The following is a 16,696-nucleotide window of genomic DNA, read 5'->3' on the forward strand; positions in this document are numbered from 1 at the left end:
GTTCCGAAGCCGGGAACAAAAGATGCATATGCATGTTTATAGTAGACGCAGCAGTTAGTTGAGACTTCAACCGATGAAGGTTCAACGGCACGACCGTCAACAGGTAACACCCCAAAGGAGCAACATCATGGCACTTCCCGCAGACGTCACCACCGGCACCTGGACCCTCGACAACTCCCACAGCGAGATCGGCTTCACCGTCCGCCACGCAGGCATCAGCAAGGTCCGCGGCCAGTTCAAGGAAGCAGCAGCAACCCTGGAACTGAGCGAGGACGTGGCGGATTCCCGGATCAACGCCACCATCAACACCGCCAGCTTCGACTCCGGCGATGCCAACCGCGACGGCCACGTCAAGGGCGAGGACTTCTTCGACGTGGAGAAGTTCCCCGAGATGTCCTTCGTCTCCAACGGCCTGGTGGCCAAGGGCAACAGCTACGAACTGACCGGTAACCTGACCATTAAGGGTGTCACCCGCCCGGTCACCCTGGACACCGAGTTCAACGGTGTGGCCGTGGACCCGTTCGGCAACACCCGCGCCGGTGTCTCCGCTGAAACCACCATCAGCCGCAAGGACTTCGGCCTGACCTGGAACGCTGTCCTCGAGACCGGCGGCGTCCTGGTGAGCGACAAGGTTGCCATCAACCTCGAACTCGCCTTCATCGCCCCCGCAGCATAATCATCCTTTCCGCCGGAACCCCGGCACCGGCTTTCACGTCGGTGCCGGGGTTCCGTCGTTGATGGCGTTCGGTGCAGGGCTACAGTGATGGCCATGAGCAACTTTGACAGCACGAGGCCCCGCAACGGTTTTGCCGGCATGTTCTCGGTGGCGGGACTTCCCACCGAGCTCAAGGTCTCGTTCTGGATCTGGTTCCTGGGCGGCATCCTTGGCCTCCTGGGCGGGCTGCTGGGCATGCTGGCCTCACTGGTGCTCTTCGCGGCGGCGCCCGGTGCGGCCGCGCTGGTTCTGGCGCTGATGCTGCTGGCGGCGGCCGTGGGAGCCGCGCAGATCGTCTTTGCCCTCAAGATGAAAGAGGGAAGGCAGTGGGCACGGCTGGCCCTCACAGTCCTGACGGGCGTCACCCTGGTCCTCGCCCTGGTCAACCTGGCCATGGGTGTTGGCCAGGGCGGCAACTGGGCGGGCTTCGTGATCAGCCTCGCGGCAACGGTCCTGCTGTGGCTGCCGAACTCGCAGGCATGGTTTGCGGCGCGGGGGAACAAGGGTTAGCAAGGCATCGCCGGGCAACCGCTGAACAGGGGGCGGAATACCTCCCTGGAATGACCCATCTGCCGCCAGTCCGGGGGTACGGTGGACTTAAGCCATGCTGGGGGTAGGGCACAGGACCGAAACCCGGCAGCCTACCAGAACCCGACATGCCAAAGGACAGCTCATGAGTAATCCTCCCGTCCCGCCTCCCGTGCCCAACGATCCCGAGCAGGGCAACCAGCAGCCGCGCTACGGGGAAAACGCCCCGCAGTACGGACAGAACGCTCCCCAGTACGGGCAGAACCCGCCGCAGTACGGGCAGAACGCTCCACAGTACGGCCAGTCCGGCGCCCCGCAGTACGGGCAAAACACTCCACAGTATGGCCAGAACCCGCCGCAGGCTCCGGGCTTTGGCCAACAACCGTACGGTCAGCAGCCTTACGGCCAGTCCCCGTACGCGCAGTACCCTTCGGAGCAGCCGCAGCCCACGGGCAGCAACGGGGTGCCGCAGCTGGTCAACATCTCGTTCTGGCTGCTGATCGCCTCGGCCGCCATCTTCGTCATCTCCATGCTCACCGGGCTCACCCAGCTGGACGATCCGGTATTCCGCCAGACCTTTGAGCAGCAGATGGAGGGCAGCGGAGCGGGCGTCACGTACGAGGACATCAAGGGCGTCATCGCCGGCACCCTGGTGGTCTTCGCCATCCTCGGCGCAGGGCTCTACCTGCTGGTGGCCTTCTTTGTCCGCAAGGGCAAGAACTGGGCGCGCATCCTGGGAACCGTGTTCGCTGCCCTGTCCATCTTCGGCCTCTTCGGTCCTCCCAGCATTGGAACCATCGGCACCCTCCTGGGGATCGCCGCCATCGTCCTGCTGTACCTGCCGGCGGCAGCCCCCTACTTCCGGAAGCAGCAGCCCTTCGCCAACCCTTACGGTGGCAGCATGGGCAACCCCTACGGCCGGTAGTTTTACGCACTTCCCACACCAGCGGGCGTGGGTCCCGGAACCGCCGGAGAAATCTAGGCGGTCTGCCCCGGGGCCTGCGCCCGTTGTGCGTGGTAGGCCAGGATCTGCAGTTCAGTGGCCATGTCCACCTTGCGGAGGTTGACTCCCTCGGGCACCTGGAGCATCACGGGGGCGAAGCTCAGGACACTGCGGACGCCGGCGGCCACTACTCGGTCGCAGACATCCTGTGCCACGGCCGCCGGCAGCGCCAGCACCACCATGTTCGCTCCGGTCCGGTGCAGCACTGTTTCCAGGTCGGCAACATCGCTGACGCGCAGCCACCCCACCTCGTTGCCCACCACCATCTGGTCGGCGTCGAAAATGGCCACGACGTCGAACCCCCGGGATTCGAATCCGCCGTACCGTGCCAGGGCCTTGCCGAGGTTGCCGGCACCGACGATGGCGACCTTCCAGTCGTGGGTCAGCCCGAGTGCCGCAGCGATGTGGCGGCTCAGGTACTGCACTTCGTAGCCAACACCGCGGGTACCGTAGGAGCCCACGTGGGACAGGTCCTTGCGCAGTGTGGCGGAACTGACGCCTGAGGCTTCAGCGAGGGATTCGGAGGAAACGCGCTCCACTCCCTCGGCAAGCAGGGTGTTCAGGGCACGCAGATAGAGCGTCAGCCTGGCCACCGCTGCGGGCGGAATCTGCTTGGCTGGCGTGCCAGTAGTACCCGGAAGATCCGGGACAGCCTGGGGAGTCGAATCCAGCGAAGCCACCAGCCCCTCCCTCGCATCGCGTTGTGACTCCACTCTAGAGCCCTCCGGACGATGCCAACAAAGCAGCCGGCCACAAGGCACGCGCGGTCACTGGTGCTGCTCCCCTAATCTGCCATGGCCCGCTGAAGCACGCGTTCGAGCCGGATCTCATCGATCTTCCAGAAGTCGCGCTGCACGCCGTCCACCAGCACTACCGGGATTTCCTCGGCATAGCGGTCCCGCAGTTCCGGCTGGTGGTCCACCAGCTCTTCCGTCCACTCAAGGCCAAGCGAGGCGGTAACCCGGCCGACGGCGTCGCGCGCCTCTTCGCACAGGTGGCAGTCAGCTTTGGTGATCAGGACGACGTGCGGTGTTGCCATGGCTTAACCGTAGCCCCGTTGACTGTGCCCCGCGACGCCGACCGTGTCCACCGACTGGATTGACTAGACTCGACACCATGCCCGAGGAGAAGTACGTCGCCGTAGTCACCAAGCCGGTTGCGGCGCCGCAACCCGGCGAGGCGGCGTTCTTCGATGTGGACAACACCCTCATGCGCGGCGCCAGCCTCTTCCATGTTGCCCGCAAGATGCACCAGCGCGGAGCCTTCACCATGGGCCAGGCTGCCGGGTTCGCGTGGAAGCAGTTCAAGTTCGTGGCCCGCGGTGAAAACATGGACGACGTCCACGCTGTCCGGGACTCCGCGCTGACCCTGGCCGCAGGCATCACGGTGGACGACATCAAGGCCCTCGGCGAAGAGGTCTACGACGAGATGATCGCCTCACGGATCTGGCCGGGCGCCAAGGCGTTGGCCGAGCAGCACCTGCGGGTGGGCCGTCGGGTGTGGCTGGTCACTGCGACCCCCATAGAGGTGGCCACCGTGATCTCCACCCGGCTGGGACTCACGGGAGCGTTGGGGACTGTCGGGGAAATCTCGGAAGGCATGTACACAGGCCGCCTGGTGGGAGACATCCTGCACGGCTCCGCCAAAGCAGTGGCTGTCCAGGCAGTAGCGGATGCCGAGGAGCTGGACCTGAAGCGCTGCTGGGCCTACAGCGACTCCTTCAATGACATTCCACTGCTTACCCTGGTGGGCCATCCGGTGGCCATCAACCCGGACGCCCGCCTCCGCCGCCACGCCCGCGACAACAACTGGCCCGTCTACGACTTCCGGGCCGGCCGCCGCGCCGCCACCTTCGGCCTCAAGGCAGCCACCGCCGGCGGCGCCGTCTACGGACTCTGGAAAGGCTTCGCCCGCATCCGTGGCCCCCGGGCCTAACGGGCGCGGGCATAGCGGGCACCAGGGCTTAACAGGCACCGGGCAAAACAAAATGCCCGCCACCTCGGAAGGCGACGGGCATTTCTACGCTGTTCGAAGTATCTCTACTTCTTGTTGCGGCGCTGGTGACGAGTCTTGCGAAGCAGCTTGCGGTGCTTCTTCTTGGCCATACGCTTGCGACGCTTCTTAATAACTGAACCCACGAAAGTTCCTTACAAACTAGATGCAGTACCTGTCTGATGGAAAGTGTTCGTGGACAGAGCTACGAACTGAACAACTGACAGATTCTTACAATGACGTAAAACGTTCCTTAACAGGGTACCGCTTATCCGGAGCCGCTTCTGACCGGTGCGGCTTCCACCGGCGAAAACACGGCGAATGCGACGAAAGGACTCAGGCGGTTTCGGTGTGGCCGTCCACCACGGCACCCTTGAGGTACTGCTCAACGGCGGCTTCGGGTACCCGGTAGGAGCGGCCGAACCGCACTGCCGGCATCTCGCCGGAGTGGACCAGCCGGTAGACAGTCATTTTGGAGACGCGCATGACCTGGGCTACTTCTGCCACGGTCAGGAACTTCGCGTTGGAGAAGTTCTGTTCTGCCGACATTTCCCTATTTTCCTTTGCTGACGGATGGACAACAGTGACCCCAGGTACGTGCCAATGCGGTGTTCCGATGCTGAGCCATCCACCAACCACCTTCTAGATACTCTAGATGTTCCTGTGGCCAATGTGAAAGTAGTGCGGTCCCCCTATTTGCTCCCCCATTCCGCAGCGGGCGCCTACCTTCTGCGCTTGCGGGCGGAAGCGGCGAGCTGGTCCAGTACCGAGGCGGAAACGTCCCAGTCCATGCAGGCGTCCGTCACGCTCTGCCCGTACACCAGCTCCGACCGGCCGGCCGCGTGCTCGGCGACATCGAGGTTCTGCGCGCCGCCCACCAGGAAGCTTTCCAGCATGACGCCGGCAATTGCCTGCGCGGAAGCGCCTCCATCCTCCAGCTGCGCCCCGATCTCCAGCGCCACTTCTGCCTGGCGGTGGTGGCTCTTTCCGCTGTTGGCGTGGCTGGCGTCAACGATGAGGCGCGGGTTCAGCTGCTTGCCGGCGAGCTTGGCTGTTGCAGCCTCGACGTCGGCAGCAGAGTAATTGGGCCCCTTGCGTCCGCCGCGGAGGATGACGTGGGTGTCAGGGTTTCCCGCGGTGGCCACGAGCGCGGCCCGGCCGTCGCCATCGATGCCAAGGAAGGCCTGGGCCGCCGCGGCAGCACCGCAGGCGTCGATGGCAACCTGGAGGTCGCCGTCGGTCCCGTTCTTGAATCCGATGGGCATGGAGAGGCCGGAGGCGAGCTGCCGGTGGATCTGGCTCTCGGTGGTGCGGGCCCCAATGGCGCCCCAGGAGATGAGGTCTGCCATGTACTGCGGGCTGATGGGCTCAAGGAATTCGGTGGCGGTGGGGAGCCCGAGCGCGGTGACCTGCTGCAGGAAATGCCGTGCCGTGCGAAGGCCTGTCACCATGTCGTGGCTGCCGTCCAGTCTCGGATCGTTGATCAGGCCCTTCCAGCCCACTGTGGTGCGGGGCTTTTCGAAGTAGGCGCGCATCACGATCAGCAGGTCTTCCTTGTGCTTCTCCGCCTGGCTGACCAGCCGCCGCGCGTACTCCAGCCCGGCCTTGGGATCGTGGATGGAGCACGGCCCCACGATCACCAGCAGGCGGTCATCAACACCGTCCATGATGGCGCGGACTTCGTCACGCCCGCGTTCGACGACGTCCGCCACCCGGGCGTCCAGCGGCAGTTCCGCGATGAGTTCCTGCGGCGTGGGCAACGCAGTGAACTCGCTGACACGCAGGTTCGACGTCGATTTTGCTGCGGCTTCACCACGGGGGTTGCCGGCGGTGGCGTTTGCGGGGGCTGTTGCGGTGCTCATGTTCGGGTCCTGTTCCAGATGGGAAGCGGGCCCAGATCAGAACCCGCCGGAGAAACGGCGAAGGGCAGAGAATGATCTCTGCCCTGTTGGCTCTGAAGGAAAGTTGGATGCGTGTCAGTTAGACGCGGGCCCCTCCAGAGCCAACGAAAAATACGCATACCAACGGTTTGTCATGTCATGAACCATAACCGCGGGCCGCCGTGGCCGCAAACTGTTACGTCGCATCCCGCGCCAGGCTTGCCACCAGCTCCGCGTGCTTCTGGTCGGTCAGGCGGTACCAGTACATGATCCCGACCGAGGCCAGCACCAGGGCCCCCGGCAGCAGCCCTGCCGCCGCCCTGATGGCGAGGGTGGCAGCATCAGATTGCTCCGCGGTACCCGAAACGTAGCCGCCCCAAGCGAGTGAGAAGGCGACGACGGCGGCCCCGAATCCCATGCCGAGCTTCCGGGTGGCGGCCAGGAGCGCGTAATTGATTCCTTGGACCCGGACTCCCGTTTTCCACTCACCGTATTCCACGGTGTCTGCGATCAGGGCCCAGGTCACGATGCTGACGGACGCCGAAGCAAGGAGCCCCAGCACGAGGCCCGCCAGGCCGAGCAATGGCATGTCCGCGGGGGCCAGGAAGACCAGCGCTCCGCCCACCGCCCCGAATCCGCCGCCGACGCTGTAGACCGCCCGCTTGCCCCATCGGGCCACGGGAAGCGGCATCAGGACAGCCAGCGTCAGCGTGATCACCACTTGGGCTGCGGCCATGACGGGGAAGAGGTCCACACGGGACAGGACGTCCCGGAGGTAGTAGAACTGGGAGGCGCCGGTGGCAGAAGTTCCGGTGACGAAAAGGACGGAGCTCACGCACAGAATCACCAGCGGTGAGTTTGCCTTGAGCGCTGCCACACTCTGGCGAAGGGTGATTTTGGGGACGCTGCCGGGGACCTGCTCAACGCACACTATGCCCGTGAAGCAATAGAGCAGTGAGCCAACGACAGCGAAGGTAATCGTCAGCCAGGTGAAGATCTGCTGCATGTCCTGGCCGGCACCGAGGAGCGGTGCAATGAAAAAGCCAAGGGTCGCCCCCACCGACAGGCCGCCGATGGTTCGGGCACCACCGAGCCTGGCGCGTTCCTTCGCGTCCTGGGTCATAGCCCCCACCAGGCACCCGTAAGGCACATTGACCATGCTGTAGGCCACACACACCAGAGCGTAGGTGCAGTAGGCGTACAGCAGTTTCAGGGACGGGTCGACGTCCGGAACGTGGAACACCGCCACGCTCAGCAACAGGGGAATGAAGCCGAACATCAGGAACGGGCGGAACTTTCCCCAGCGCTTGCTTGGCACACGGTCCACGATGCGGCCGGCCGCTATGTCGGTGAAGGCGTTAAAGACCCGCGCAACGAGCAGCAGTGTTCCTGCCGCCGCTGCGCCGATCCCCGCTACATCGGTGTAATAGACAAGCAGGAACATGTTTCCGGTACTGATGATCATGCTGTTGGCCGCATCGCCGGCACCGTAGCCGAAAACGCTGAGCCTGCTGAGTTTCTTCATTGCTTCCTTGTCCGCCGGACCGAGAAACCGCTTTCTCATGCCCGCAGAAGAAACTTACCCCAAAATTATGCGGAGAAACAGCAGCTGCCGGATCCAGTGGTGTTCCTGGCCGCCTTCGTGGTTGTTAAACCGGTAGACCTCGATCTCCTTGGCCGCTCCGGTGCCGGAAGAATCCGGGGTGCCGGAGCCGTAGGCATTGAAGCTGGCAAAGACGGTGGACGGCGGGCAGATATCGTCCATCTGGGCTGCGGAGTACAAGGCCGGTGCCGTGGCCCAGCGGGCGAGGTTGACGCCGTCGAAATAGCGGAGGACATCAAGCACGGGCTCGTAGCGGTCCCGGTGGCGTGCCAGGAACTGGGCGATCTCCGGGTACGGGCCGCGCGGCGTGATGTCGATGACACGGGGGAAGTCCTGCAGGAACGGAACGTCCGGCAGTGCGGCCACTACGCCGTCGAGCCTGCCCGCCGCCAGGCCTGCAGTGGCAACCACGATGCCGCCGCCCTGGCTGACGCCGGCCAGCACCACCTGTGCCGGGTCGATCTCCGGGTGGCTTTGGACCGCTTCCACGGCCCGGAAAGCGTCCACGTAGACCCGGCGGTAGTAGTAGTCTTCCCGGCTTGCGATGCCCCTGGTCATGAGGCCCGCATGGGCCACTTCTCCGGCGGAGGGATGCGGGTCGGGCGTCTCACCCAGGGTGCCGCCGTAGCCCTGGCCGCGGGTATCCATAATGAAGTGCGCGTAGCCTGCCTGCGCCCACTTCGTGTCCTGGTTGACCAGGCCCCGGCCGCCGGAGTAGCCCACATAATGCACCACTACCGGCAACCTTGTTCCGGCGGCCCTGTTGGCAGGAAGGTGCAGCCAGCCCTTGATGGCGGCGCCCCCATAACCGGCGAACGTCACATCGAAGGTATCGATGACCGACAGGTAGTTCTCCACCGGTTCAAAGGATGCATTCAACGGAAAGGCCCGGGCTTCGGCGATTGTGGTGTCCCAGAATTCGCGGAAGTCTTCCGGCGGCGTCATCTGGGACGTGTAGCCGCGGAGCTGGGCAAGCGGGAGGTCGAAGAGTGGCATGGGCTATCCGGTCCTGTCAGGTAGTGGGCATGGTCTACGGCACTGCTTACAGGCCGGCGGGACACTTCTCGAAGATCTTAGGGGCCGCCGCACAGTCCCGACACGGCCGCATGACGCCGCGTTCAGCAACGTGGCGTCATGCGTCCGCGCATTGCGGATCTTTGCCTGCGCTGGACCTACAGGCGCGAGAGCTCCGGTACAAACACCTGCAGCGGACTGCTGGCCACCACCAGGGCGCGGAGTTCTCCCAGGCTGCCGGTAACGGAACCCGCAGCGCGTGCCTGTACCAGGACGTTGCCCAGGGCAGTGGCTTCCACCGGCCCAGCCACTACTTTCCTGCCGGTGGCATCGGCGGTGAGCTGGCAGAGCAGCCGGTTCTGGGAACCGCCGCCCACCACATGCACCACGTCCACTGACCGGTCCGCGAGCCGCTCGGCGTCGCGGATGGTGCGGGCATAGCCGGCGGCCAGGCTGTCCATGATGCAGCGGGTGATCGCGGCAGGATCGTTCGCCAGTACCTCTCCGGTGCGGCGGACCGCGGCGCGGATACGGTCCGGCATGTTGTCCGGGGCAATGAAGTAGGGGTCGTCAGGGTTGATCTGTGGCCCGCCGGGCGGCAAAGCGGCGGCCGCGGTCAGCAGGGCCGGAAGTTCCGGCCGGAACCCTTGCTGCGCCCACGTCCGCTGGCATTCGCTGAGGAGCCACAGACCGCCCATGTTGCGGAGGTAGCGGATGGTGCCGTCAACGCCGCGCTCATTGGTGAAGTTCGCCTCACGGCTGGCCTCAGTGAGGACCGGGTGCTTCAGCTCAAGCCCCACCAGGGACCAGGTGCCGGAGGAGATATAGGCAAAGTCCTCCTCTCCGTCGTCCGCTTTCGCGGGGACGGCTGCGACGGCGGAGGCGGTGTCATGCGAGCCGACGGCCACCACTTGGGTTTCCCGCGGAAGGCCCACCTGGGCCGCAATGGCCGGCAGGAGGGTGCCAACAGTTTCACCGGGCTGGACCAGCGGCGGGAACAGGTCCTTCCGCAAACCCAGAGCCGTGAGGAACTCGGTGGCCCACTCCCCCGCCACGGCGTCGAACAAGCCCGTGGTGGAGGCATTGGTCGCCTCGGTCCTTCGCTGCCCCGTCAGGAGGAACGCGATCAGGTCCGGGATCAGGAGCGCCTGGAGGCCGTCCAGGTCCGGCTCGCTGGCCAGCTGGTAGATCGTGTTGAACTGCAGGAACTGCAGCCCCGTTGTCCCGTACAGCCGTGCAGGGTCCAGCTTCCGGTGCACCGGCTCCACAGCGGTCCGGCTTCGGTCGTCCCGGTAGCTGAACGGCTGGGCGGTCAGTTCGCCGGCGGCGTTGACCAGGCCGTAGTCCACGGCCCAGGTGTCGATGCCGATGCTGGCCACCCGCTCACCTTGCACGGCGGCAACGGTCGCCGCCGCCGAGAGCCCCTTGAGTACCTCGGCGAAGAGTGCGTTGAAGTCCCAGCACAGCCCGCCGTCGATCTCCACCACGCCGTTGGGAAAGCGGTGGACAACTTCCAGCTCCACGCTGTTTTCGCCGCCGGCGTTAACCCGGCCCAGGATGACCCGGCCGGAGGAGGCGCCAATGTCGACCGCGGCGAAAACCTTTGAGGGGCCTGCGGAAACTGCCCCGGCCTGGGCCGGGGCAGTTTCCTTGGTGCGTTCGGTGCTCATCGCAGGAAGGCTGCGGCCACCCCGGCGTCCACGGGGATGTGCAGGCCGGTGGTGTGGGACAGTTCATTGCTGGTGAGCACGGCGGCGGCGTTGGCCACGTGCTCGGGCAGGACTTCGCGCTTGAGCAGGGTGCGCTGGGCGTAGTACTCGCCCAGTTTCTCCTCGTCCACGCCGTACACGGCGGCGCGCTTGGCGCCCCAGCCGCCGGCGAAGATGCCGGAGCCGCGGACCACGCCGTCGGGGTTGATGCCGTTGACGCGGATGCCGTGCTCACCGAGTTCCGCGGCGAGCAGGCGCACCTGGTGGGCCTGGTCTGCTTTCGTGGCGGAGTAGGCGATGTTGTTGGGGCCGGCGAAGACGGAGTTCTTGGAGGAGATGTAGATGATGTCCCCGCCCAGTCCCTGGGCAATCATGACCTTCGCGGCGGCCTTGGCCACCAGGAAGGAGCCCTTGGCCATCACGTTGTGCTGCAGGTCCCAGTCCTTCTCGGTGGTTTCCAGCAGCGGCTTGGAGATGGACAGGCCGGCGTTGTTGACCACCAGGTCCACACCGCCGAACGCCAGGACAGCGGCGTCGATCGCGGCTGCGACCTGCGCTTCGTCCGTCACGTCAGCCTGGACCCCGATGGCAACGTCCGGCCCGCCGAGCTCTTCGGCCACCTTTCCGGCGTTCTCCAGGTTCAGGTCGGCGATGACCACGCAGGCGCCTTCCGCGGCGAGGCGGGTGGCAATGGCCTTGCCAATGCCGGAGGCGGCGCCGGTGACCAGGGCGATGCGGGTGGCGTGGGACTTGGGCTTGGGCATGCGGGCCAGCTTGGCTTCCTCCAGCGCCCAGTACTCGATCCGGAACTTTTCGGATTCCTCGATCGGGGCGTAGGTCGAGATGGCCTCGGCGCCGCGCATCACGTTAATGGCGTTGATGTAGAACTCCCCGGCGACGCGGGCGGTCTGCTTGTTGGCGCCGAAGGAGAACATGCCGACGCCGGGAACCAGCACAATGGCCGGGTCCGCGCCGCGCAGCGTCGGGCTGTTTTCGTCCGCGTGGCGGTCGTAGTAGGCCTGGTAGTCCTCGCGGTAGTCCGCGTGCAGCTCGTGCAGCCGGGCAATGGAGTCCTCGACTGAGGCGTCGGCGGGCAGGTCCAGGATCAGCGGCTTGACCTTGGTGCGCAGGAAGTGGTCCGGGCAGGAGGTGCCCAGGGCGCCGAGGCGCGGGTGCTCGGCGGCTTCGAGGAAGTCCAGGACGACGGCGTCATCGCTGAAGTGCCCCAGCTGCGGCTTGTCCGTGGAAGCGAGGCCGCGGATCACGGGTGCGAGGGCTGCGGCCTTGGCGCGGCGCTCTGCCTCGGGCAGTGCTGCGTAGCCGGGCAGCTTGGGCCCGAAGGGTTCGGCCTTGCCGTTGTCTTTGATGTACTTCTCGGCCTGTTCGATGATCCACAGCGAGTTCTGCTCTGCTTCTTCGCTGGTGGCGCCCCAGGCGGTGATGCCGTGCCCGCCCAGGATGGTGCCGATGGCCTGCGGGTTGGCGTCCTTGATGGCGGCGATGTCCAGGCCCAGCTGGAAGCCGGGGCGGCGCCAGGGAACCCAGACAACCTTGTTGCCGAAGATCTTGGTAGTGAGGGCCTCGCCGTCCACTGCGGTGGCGATGGCGATGCCGGAGTCCGGGTGCAGGTGATCAACGTGCGCGGCGTCCACCAGCCCGTGCATTGCGGTGTCGATCGACGGAGCGGCGCCGCCCTTGCCGTGCAGGCAGTAATCGAACGCGGCCACCATCTCGTCTTCACGCTCAACGCCCGGGTAGACGTTCTTCAGCGCATTCAGGCGGTCCAGGCGCAGCACCGCCAGGTTTTCGGCCCTCAGCGTGCCGAGGTCCCCGCCGGAGCCCTTGACCCAGAGCAGCTGGACGTCCTCGCCCGTCACCGGGTCCTTCTCCGTGCCCTTGGCGGAGGTGTTGCCGCCGGCAAAGTTGGTGTTCCGCTTGTCCGCACCCAGGCGGTTGGAACGGGAAATCAGGTCTTCAACAGTCTTATTACTCATGGCTATTTAGGCGCCCCATCCGGCTTGCTGGCCGCCTACGCGGTCCTCGTTGATCTTCTTCTGGTAGCCGCTGGCCTTGAAGGCAGCCAGCGGGTCCGCGGGCAGGCCGCGGGATTCACGCCACTCGGCCAGGACCGGCCGGACGTCGGTGTAGAACGCATCGTTGAAGATGCCGTTGGCGGCCAGGACATCCCCGGCGCGCTGTGCCTCTGCCAGGGCTGCAGTGTCCACCAGCAGGGCGCGTGCGGTCATTTCCTGCACGTTCAGTACCGATCGGATCTGGCCCGGGATTTTTTCTTCCAGGTTGTGGCACTGGTCCAGCATGAGGGCAACGCCCGAATCCTTGCCGTAGCCGCCGCCGCGGATGACCTCGTGCATGATGCGGAAGAGCTGGAACGGATCCGCGGCACCCACAATGAGGTCGTCGTCGGCATAGAAGCGCGAGTTGAAGTCAAAGGAGCCCAACTTGCCCAGGCGCAGCAGCTGCATCACGATGAACTCGATGTTGGTGCCCGGGGCGTGGTGGCCGGTGTCCAGGCAGACGAAGGCTTTCTCGCCCAACGCCAGGGTCTGGGCGTAGGAGGTGCCCCAGTCCGGGACGTCGGTGTGGTAGAAAGCGGGCTCGAAGAACTTGTACTCAAGCACCAGCCGCTGCTCGTCCCCCAGGGCGGCGTAAATCTCCTGCAGGGATTCGGCGAGGCGGTCCTGGCGGCCGCGGATGTCGTCCTGGCCCGGGTAGTTGGTGCCGTCGGCCAGCCAAATCTTCAGGTCCTTCGACCCCGTGGCGTGCATGATGTCGATGCAGTCCAGGTGGTGGTCGATGGCCCGGCGCCGGACCGTCTCGTTGGAGGAGGTCAGGGAGCCGAACTTGTATTCGTCATCCTGGAAGGTGTTGGAGTTGATGGTGCCCAGGCCAACGCCCAGGCCGGCGGCGTACTCCTTCAGGGCGGCGTAGTCATCAACCTTGTCCCACGGGATGTGCAGCGCAACGGTGGGAGCCAGGCCGGTCAGTTCGTGGACCTTCGCCGCATCCGCAAGCTTTTCCTGCACGGTGCGCGGGGTGCCGGGCGTGCCGAACACCTTGAACCGCGTACCGGAATTTCCATAAGCCCACGAGGGGACCTCGATGGCAAGCTCCTCGAGCCTGCCCAGCGCCGTTGCTACGTCATTCATGATGGTTCTTTCCGGTGTCTTGTCTTGCTGTGGTCTGGTTGGTGTTGCAGTGTCCGGCGTGGCCCCGCTGCTGGAGCGCACGAGCCTGGCCTGCAGTGTCAGCTTGGAGCGGATTTTGCCGCCGTGAGCTGGCTGTCGAGGTTGAAGACTTCCTCAAGTACCTGGAACCCCTCATCGGGCGCCCGGTCCGTGTCTTCGAAAAGCTTGGCCATTTCCGCCTGCCAGCGGGCGTTTACGTCCTCGAGGGCCATCCGTGCCCGGGCTGCGTCGAAGTCGTCGCACTCCAGGTAGCCGATCAGGAGCCCGTCCCCGCCGAGGAAAAGCGAGTAGTTGTTCCAGCCGGCATTCTTGAGGGCACGGAGCATCTCCGGCCACACGGCAGCGTGCCGCCGCCGGTATTCGTCGATCAGCGCCGGCTGGACCGAGGAACGGAAGCACACCCTCATTTGGAACTCTCCTGAACTCGCAAATCTTTGAATCGTTTCATTGTTACGATTCAAAGTACTCTTGAACGTGAGCAGGTGTCAAGCATTCCGGGACCTGTTCCTCACCAAGACCGGGAGGCATCTGCACTCGGCCCAGCAGCACGGAGAATCATGAACCGCTCAGCCAGCATCAAGGACGTAGCCAACCACGCCAGCGTGGCGGTGGGCACTGTTTCGAATGTGCTGAACTACCCGGACAGAGTCTCGCAGCGGACCAAGGATCGCGTACTGCGCGCCATTGATGAACTCGGTTTCGTCCGCAATGACGCGGCACGCCAGCTCCGCGCCGGACACAGCCGCACCATTGGGCTCATCGTCCTGGACGTGGGAAACCCCTTCTTCACCTCCGTGGTGCGCGCCGCCGAGGATGCGGCCGCCCTCCAGGGCAGCGCCGTGCTGCTGGGCGACAGCGGCCACGACGCCGGCCGTGAGGCCAATTACATCGACCTGTTCCAGGAGCAGCGCGTCCAGGGGCTGCTCATTTCGCCCGTGGGCGACGTGACCGAGCGGCTGGACCTCCTCCGCGAGCGCGGCGTACCCACGGTCCTCGTGGACCGGCTGGCTGACGAGGAGAAGTTCTCCTCAGTGGCCGTTGACGACGACGCGGGCGGTTACCTGGCTGCCAGGCACCTGCTGGACACCGGCCGCCGTCGGCTGGCCTTTGTGGGTGGCTCCACGTCCATCCGCCAGGTGGCTGACCGCCTCCAGGGAGCCCAGCGGGCAGTGAAGGAAGAACCGGACGCCACGCTTGAGGTGCTCGTCTCGGAAGGCCAGACTGTCCTGGCCGGCCGCAGCGTCGGCAACATGCTGGTGGAACGGGACCGCGGCGAGCTGCCCGACGGTATCTTCTGCGCCAATGACCTCCTGGCGCTCGGCGTCATGCAGTCGCTCACCATGACGCACACCTACCGGATCCCGGAGGACATCGCACTGATCGGCTACGACGACATCGACTTCGCAGTCTCCGCCGTGGTGCCGCTCTCCTCCATCCGGCAGCCAACCGAGGCCCTGGGCAGGACGGCCATCGAACTCCTGGCCGAAGAGGTTGAAGCCCAGCACGCCCGGCACCGCGCAGTCGTCTTCACCCCGGAACTGGTGGTCCGTCAGAGCACCGGGGCGCCGTCCGCTGACTGACCGGCCTCTGGCCCGGAACGATCACCCGGCCTGCAGCAGCCAGGCCATGGATTCAGTCCTGGACGTAAAGAAGCGGGTGGGGCAGGGCGGGATGTGGACGCCCAGGAAGAAGTTCGCCAGGATCCGGTCCACCGGACTGGAACCGAGCAGCGCGATCCGGTTGGCGGCGCAGGGGATGGAAAACACCGAACGGGCCGCCCTGGTGACATTTTCGGTAGTAGCCATGTCCACGAGCATCGGGTAGGTCTTGTCCCCTGCTATCGCGTTGACAGCCGCCATCGCCGCCTGGGCATCATGCTGTTCTATACGGACCTGCGGCTCCCAGATAAGGTGGATGACACCGTCGGGACGCAACTCCACCGTGCCTTTGCCACCATCAACCATTACAGGCTCCATGCCCAGCCTCCCTCCCAGTGCAGACTCCCCTATTCTGCTCCAACTTTGACCTCGCGGCGCTGCCTCCTGCTTTCACAGCCTCCCCACAGGCTTCCCGAACCGCAGGCACAGTGCGGCCCAGTATGAAAGAGACATGACACTTCGCGCGAGACGACCATCAGCCCTCATTGTTGTGCTGGGAATTGACGGTGCCGGCAAATCCACCGCCGCGCGCGAAGTGGCGGATCTTCTGCCCGGCACGCCAGTGCTGGTGCTCGGCAACTACTCGGGAAGGAAAACCATCGCTGGCCTGGCCCGGCGCTTCGCGGTACCCCTTCCCGTGCAGGTCGCGGATATCCTCGAAACCACTGTGAGGGTCTTCAACGTCGTGCTCAACCACCTGCGGGCCCGGCGCTTTAACGGCCTGGTCATCATGGACCGGCATCTGTACTGCCAGCTGGCCCTGCGGAAAACCCGCGGCATCCGCCGCCGCCGTATTCTGGAAGCCCTGCTTGGAATGCTGCCGAAGGCCCAGGCAGTGGTCTACTTCGACATCCCGGCTGAGCAGGCGTATGAACGCATTGCCCTTCGCGGCGAGGACCAGGAAAGCCTCGAGGATCTCCAGAGGTTCCGGAAGGCCTACACGGAGCTGCCCTGGTATCCCGCATTTACTGTGATTGATGCGGGCGGATCCACCGAAAACAGTGCCCTGCAGCTGCAGCGGATCATCGCCGATGCCTTGGAGTCTCCTGCCTCCCTGCCCCTGTGACACCACGCCGGAAATCCTTTGCGCCAAACACACTTACTGCCCTTGTGGGGCGGGGGTAGCAGAAGCAAGGATTGGTTATGGATGACCTGCGGCACAGAGCCAGACACCTGCTGCAGCGCAAGGACCTTGGCCTGATCGATCTCTGGATCCTCTACTGGAACCACGGCGGGCACTGCCATCCCTTCGATTTTGATGCCTTTATCCATGACGTGCTGCCTGCCGCATGGTTCGATCTGGATGCCCTTCAGTCGGCGGTGGAGGAACTGTCGCTGGAAGCCATCGCCTAGGTTAAGGCCTCCGCCCTGCTGGGTGAACGGGGGGA

19 protein-coding genes are annotated in these 16,696 nt (G+C 65.0%); 7 read left to right on the forward strand and 12 right to left on the reverse strand.

Going from position 1 to position 16,696, the window contains the following annotated elements; translation table 11 throughout:
- Window positions 1-127 precede the first annotated feature (127 nt).
- The 3 genes from G6R19_RS15975 to G6R19_RS15985 all read left to right on the forward strand — a co-directional run bounded on the left by G6R19_RS15975 (window position 128) and on the right by G6R19_RS15985 (window position 2,168).
- The gene (locus tag G6R19_RS15975; RefSeq protein ID WP_163166730.1) at window positions 128-676 is read left to right on the forward strand and encodes a YceI family protein; all 549 of its coding nucleotides are present in this window, start codon (window positions 128-130) and stop codon (window positions 674-676) included.
- A 93-nt stretch (window positions 677-769) separates the two neighbouring features.
- Window positions 770-1,225, forward strand: coding sequence for a hypothetical protein (locus G6R19_RS15980; protein ID WP_163166732.1), 456 nt, complete (start codon window positions 770-772; stop codon window positions 1,223-1,225).
- Window positions 1,226-1,388: 163 nt separating this feature from the next.
- A complete protein-coding gene (locus G6R19_RS15985) occupies window positions 1,389-2,168 on the forward strand; it encodes a Yip1 family protein (protein WP_163166734.1) in 780 nt (259 codons plus the stop codon).
- Window positions 2,169-2,221: 53 nt separating this feature from the next.
- Here G6R19_RS15985 and G6R19_RS15990 read toward each other — a convergent pair whose 3' ends face one another.
- Window positions 2,222-2,926: a redox-sensing transcriptional repressor Rex gene (locus G6R19_RS15990; RefSeq protein ID WP_163166736.1), complete on the reverse strand. Its 705-nt coding sequence runs from the start codon at window positions 2,924-2,926 to the stop codon at window positions 2,222-2,224.
- A gap of 104 nt (window positions 2,927-3,030) precedes the next feature.
- Window positions 3,031-3,285 carry a glutaredoxin family protein gene (locus G6R19_RS15995; protein ID WP_163166738.1) on the reverse strand — a complete coding sequence of 85 codons (255 nt, stop codon included), beginning with the start codon at window positions 3,283-3,285 and terminating at the stop codon, window positions 3,031-3,033.
- A 77-nt stretch (window positions 3,286-3,362) separates the two neighbouring features.
- Here G6R19_RS15995 and G6R19_RS16000 point away from each other — a divergent pair, with 77 nt between their 5' ends.
- Complete coding sequence (locus G6R19_RS16000; RefSeq protein WP_163166740.1) at window positions 3,363-4,181, forward strand: HAD-IB family hydrolase; 819 nt, start codon at window positions 3,363-3,365, stop codon at window positions 4,179-4,181.
- 104 nt (window positions 4,182-4,285) lie between these two features.
- On the opposite strand, the gene G6R19_RS16005 is transcribed toward G6R19_RS16000, so the two are convergent.
- The 9 genes from G6R19_RS16005 to G6R19_RS16045 all read right to left on the reverse strand — a co-directional run bounded on the left by G6R19_RS16005 (window position 4,286) and on the right by G6R19_RS16045 (window position 14,057).
- Window positions 4,286-4,384, reverse strand: coding sequence for an AURKAIP1/COX24 domain-containing protein (locus G6R19_RS16005; RefSeq protein ID WP_003792170.1), 99 nt, complete (start codon window positions 4,382-4,384; stop codon window positions 4,286-4,288).
- A gap of 190 nt (window positions 4,385-4,574) precedes the next feature.
- Complete coding sequence (locus tag G6R19_RS16010) at window positions 4,575-4,787, reverse strand: helix-turn-helix domain-containing protein (protein WP_163166742.1); 213 nt, start codon at window positions 4,785-4,787, stop codon at window positions 4,575-4,577.
- Between the two features lie 173 nt (window positions 4,788-4,960).
- Window positions 4,961-6,100: a 3-deoxy-7-phosphoheptulonate synthase gene (locus tag G6R19_RS16015; protein ID WP_163166744.1), complete on the reverse strand. Its 1,140-nt coding sequence runs from the start codon at window positions 6,098-6,100 to the stop codon at window positions 4,961-4,963.
- Between the two features lie 214 nt (window positions 6,101-6,314).
- Complete coding sequence (locus G6R19_RS16020; RefSeq protein WP_163166746.1) at window positions 6,315-7,643, reverse strand: glycoside-pentoside-hexuronide (GPH):cation symporter; 1,329 nt, start codon at window positions 7,641-7,643, stop codon at window positions 6,315-6,317.
- 54 nt (window positions 7,644-7,697) lie between these two features.
- A complete protein-coding gene (locus tag G6R19_RS16025; protein ID WP_163166748.1) occupies window positions 7,698-8,717 on the reverse strand; it encodes an acetylxylan esterase in 1,020 nt (339 codons plus the stop codon).
- Between the two features lie 176 nt (window positions 8,718-8,893).
- The gene (locus tag G6R19_RS16030) at window positions 8,894-10,405 is read right to left on the reverse strand and encodes a rhamnulokinase family protein (protein WP_163166750.1); all 1,512 of its coding nucleotides are present in this window, start codon (window positions 10,403-10,405) and stop codon (window positions 8,894-8,896) included.
- A complete protein-coding gene (locus G6R19_RS16035; protein WP_163166752.1) occupies window positions 10,402-12,438 on the reverse strand; it encodes a bifunctional aldolase/short-chain dehydrogenase in 2,037 nt (678 codons plus the stop codon). The genes G6R19_RS16030 and G6R19_RS16035 overlap by 4 nt, the downstream gene beginning before the upstream one ends.
- Before the next feature lie 6 nt (window positions 12,439-12,444).
- Window positions 12,445-13,611, reverse strand: coding sequence for an L-rhamnose isomerase (rhaI, locus tag G6R19_RS16040; protein WP_163166754.1), 1,167 nt, complete (start codon window positions 13,609-13,611; stop codon window positions 12,445-12,447).
- A gap of 98 nt (window positions 13,612-13,709) precedes the next feature.
- Entirely contained in the window at window positions 13,710-14,057 is a 348-nt protein-coding gene (locus G6R19_RS16045) for an L-rhamnose mutarotase (protein WP_163166756.1), read from the reverse strand.
- A 150-nt stretch (window positions 14,058-14,207) separates the two neighbouring features.
- Between G6R19_RS16045 and G6R19_RS16050 the strand changes: the two genes are divergently transcribed.
- Window positions 14,208-15,230 carry a LacI family DNA-binding transcriptional regulator gene (locus G6R19_RS16050; protein ID WP_163166758.1) on the forward strand — a complete coding sequence of 341 codons (1,023 nt, stop codon included), beginning with the start codon at window positions 14,208-14,210 and terminating at the stop codon, window positions 15,228-15,230.
- Window positions 15,231-15,251: 21 nt separating this feature from the next.
- Here the strand turns inward: G6R19_RS16050 and G6R19_RS16055 are convergent, their stop codons facing one another.
- Window positions 15,252-15,626, reverse strand: coding sequence for an STAS/SEC14 domain-containing protein (locus tag G6R19_RS16055; protein WP_163166760.1), 375 nt, complete (start codon window positions 15,624-15,626; stop codon window positions 15,252-15,254).
- Window positions 15,627-15,759: 133 nt separating this feature from the next.
- Here G6R19_RS16055 and G6R19_RS16060 point away from each other — a divergent pair, with 133 nt between their 5' ends.
- Together G6R19_RS16060 and G6R19_RS16065 are read left to right on the forward strand one after the other, a co-directional pair.
- On the forward strand, window positions 15,760-16,374 hold the full coding sequence (locus tag G6R19_RS16060) for an AAA family ATPase (RefSeq protein WP_163166762.1): 615 nt from the start codon (window positions 15,760-15,762) through the stop codon (window positions 16,372-16,374).
- Between the two features lie 77 nt (window positions 16,375-16,451).
- Window positions 16,452-16,661, forward strand: a complete 210-nt coding sequence (locus G6R19_RS16065) for a hypothetical protein (protein ID WP_163166764.1) — start codon at window positions 16,452-16,454, stop codon at window positions 16,659-16,661.
- Window positions 16,662-16,696 lie beyond the last annotated feature (35 nt).

Origin of the sequence: Arthrobacter sp. Alg241-R88 (assembly GCF_900537115.1) — a bacterium.
Classification (GTDB): domain Bacteria; phylum Actinomycetota; class Actinomycetes; order Actinomycetales; family Micrococcaceae; genus Arthrobacter.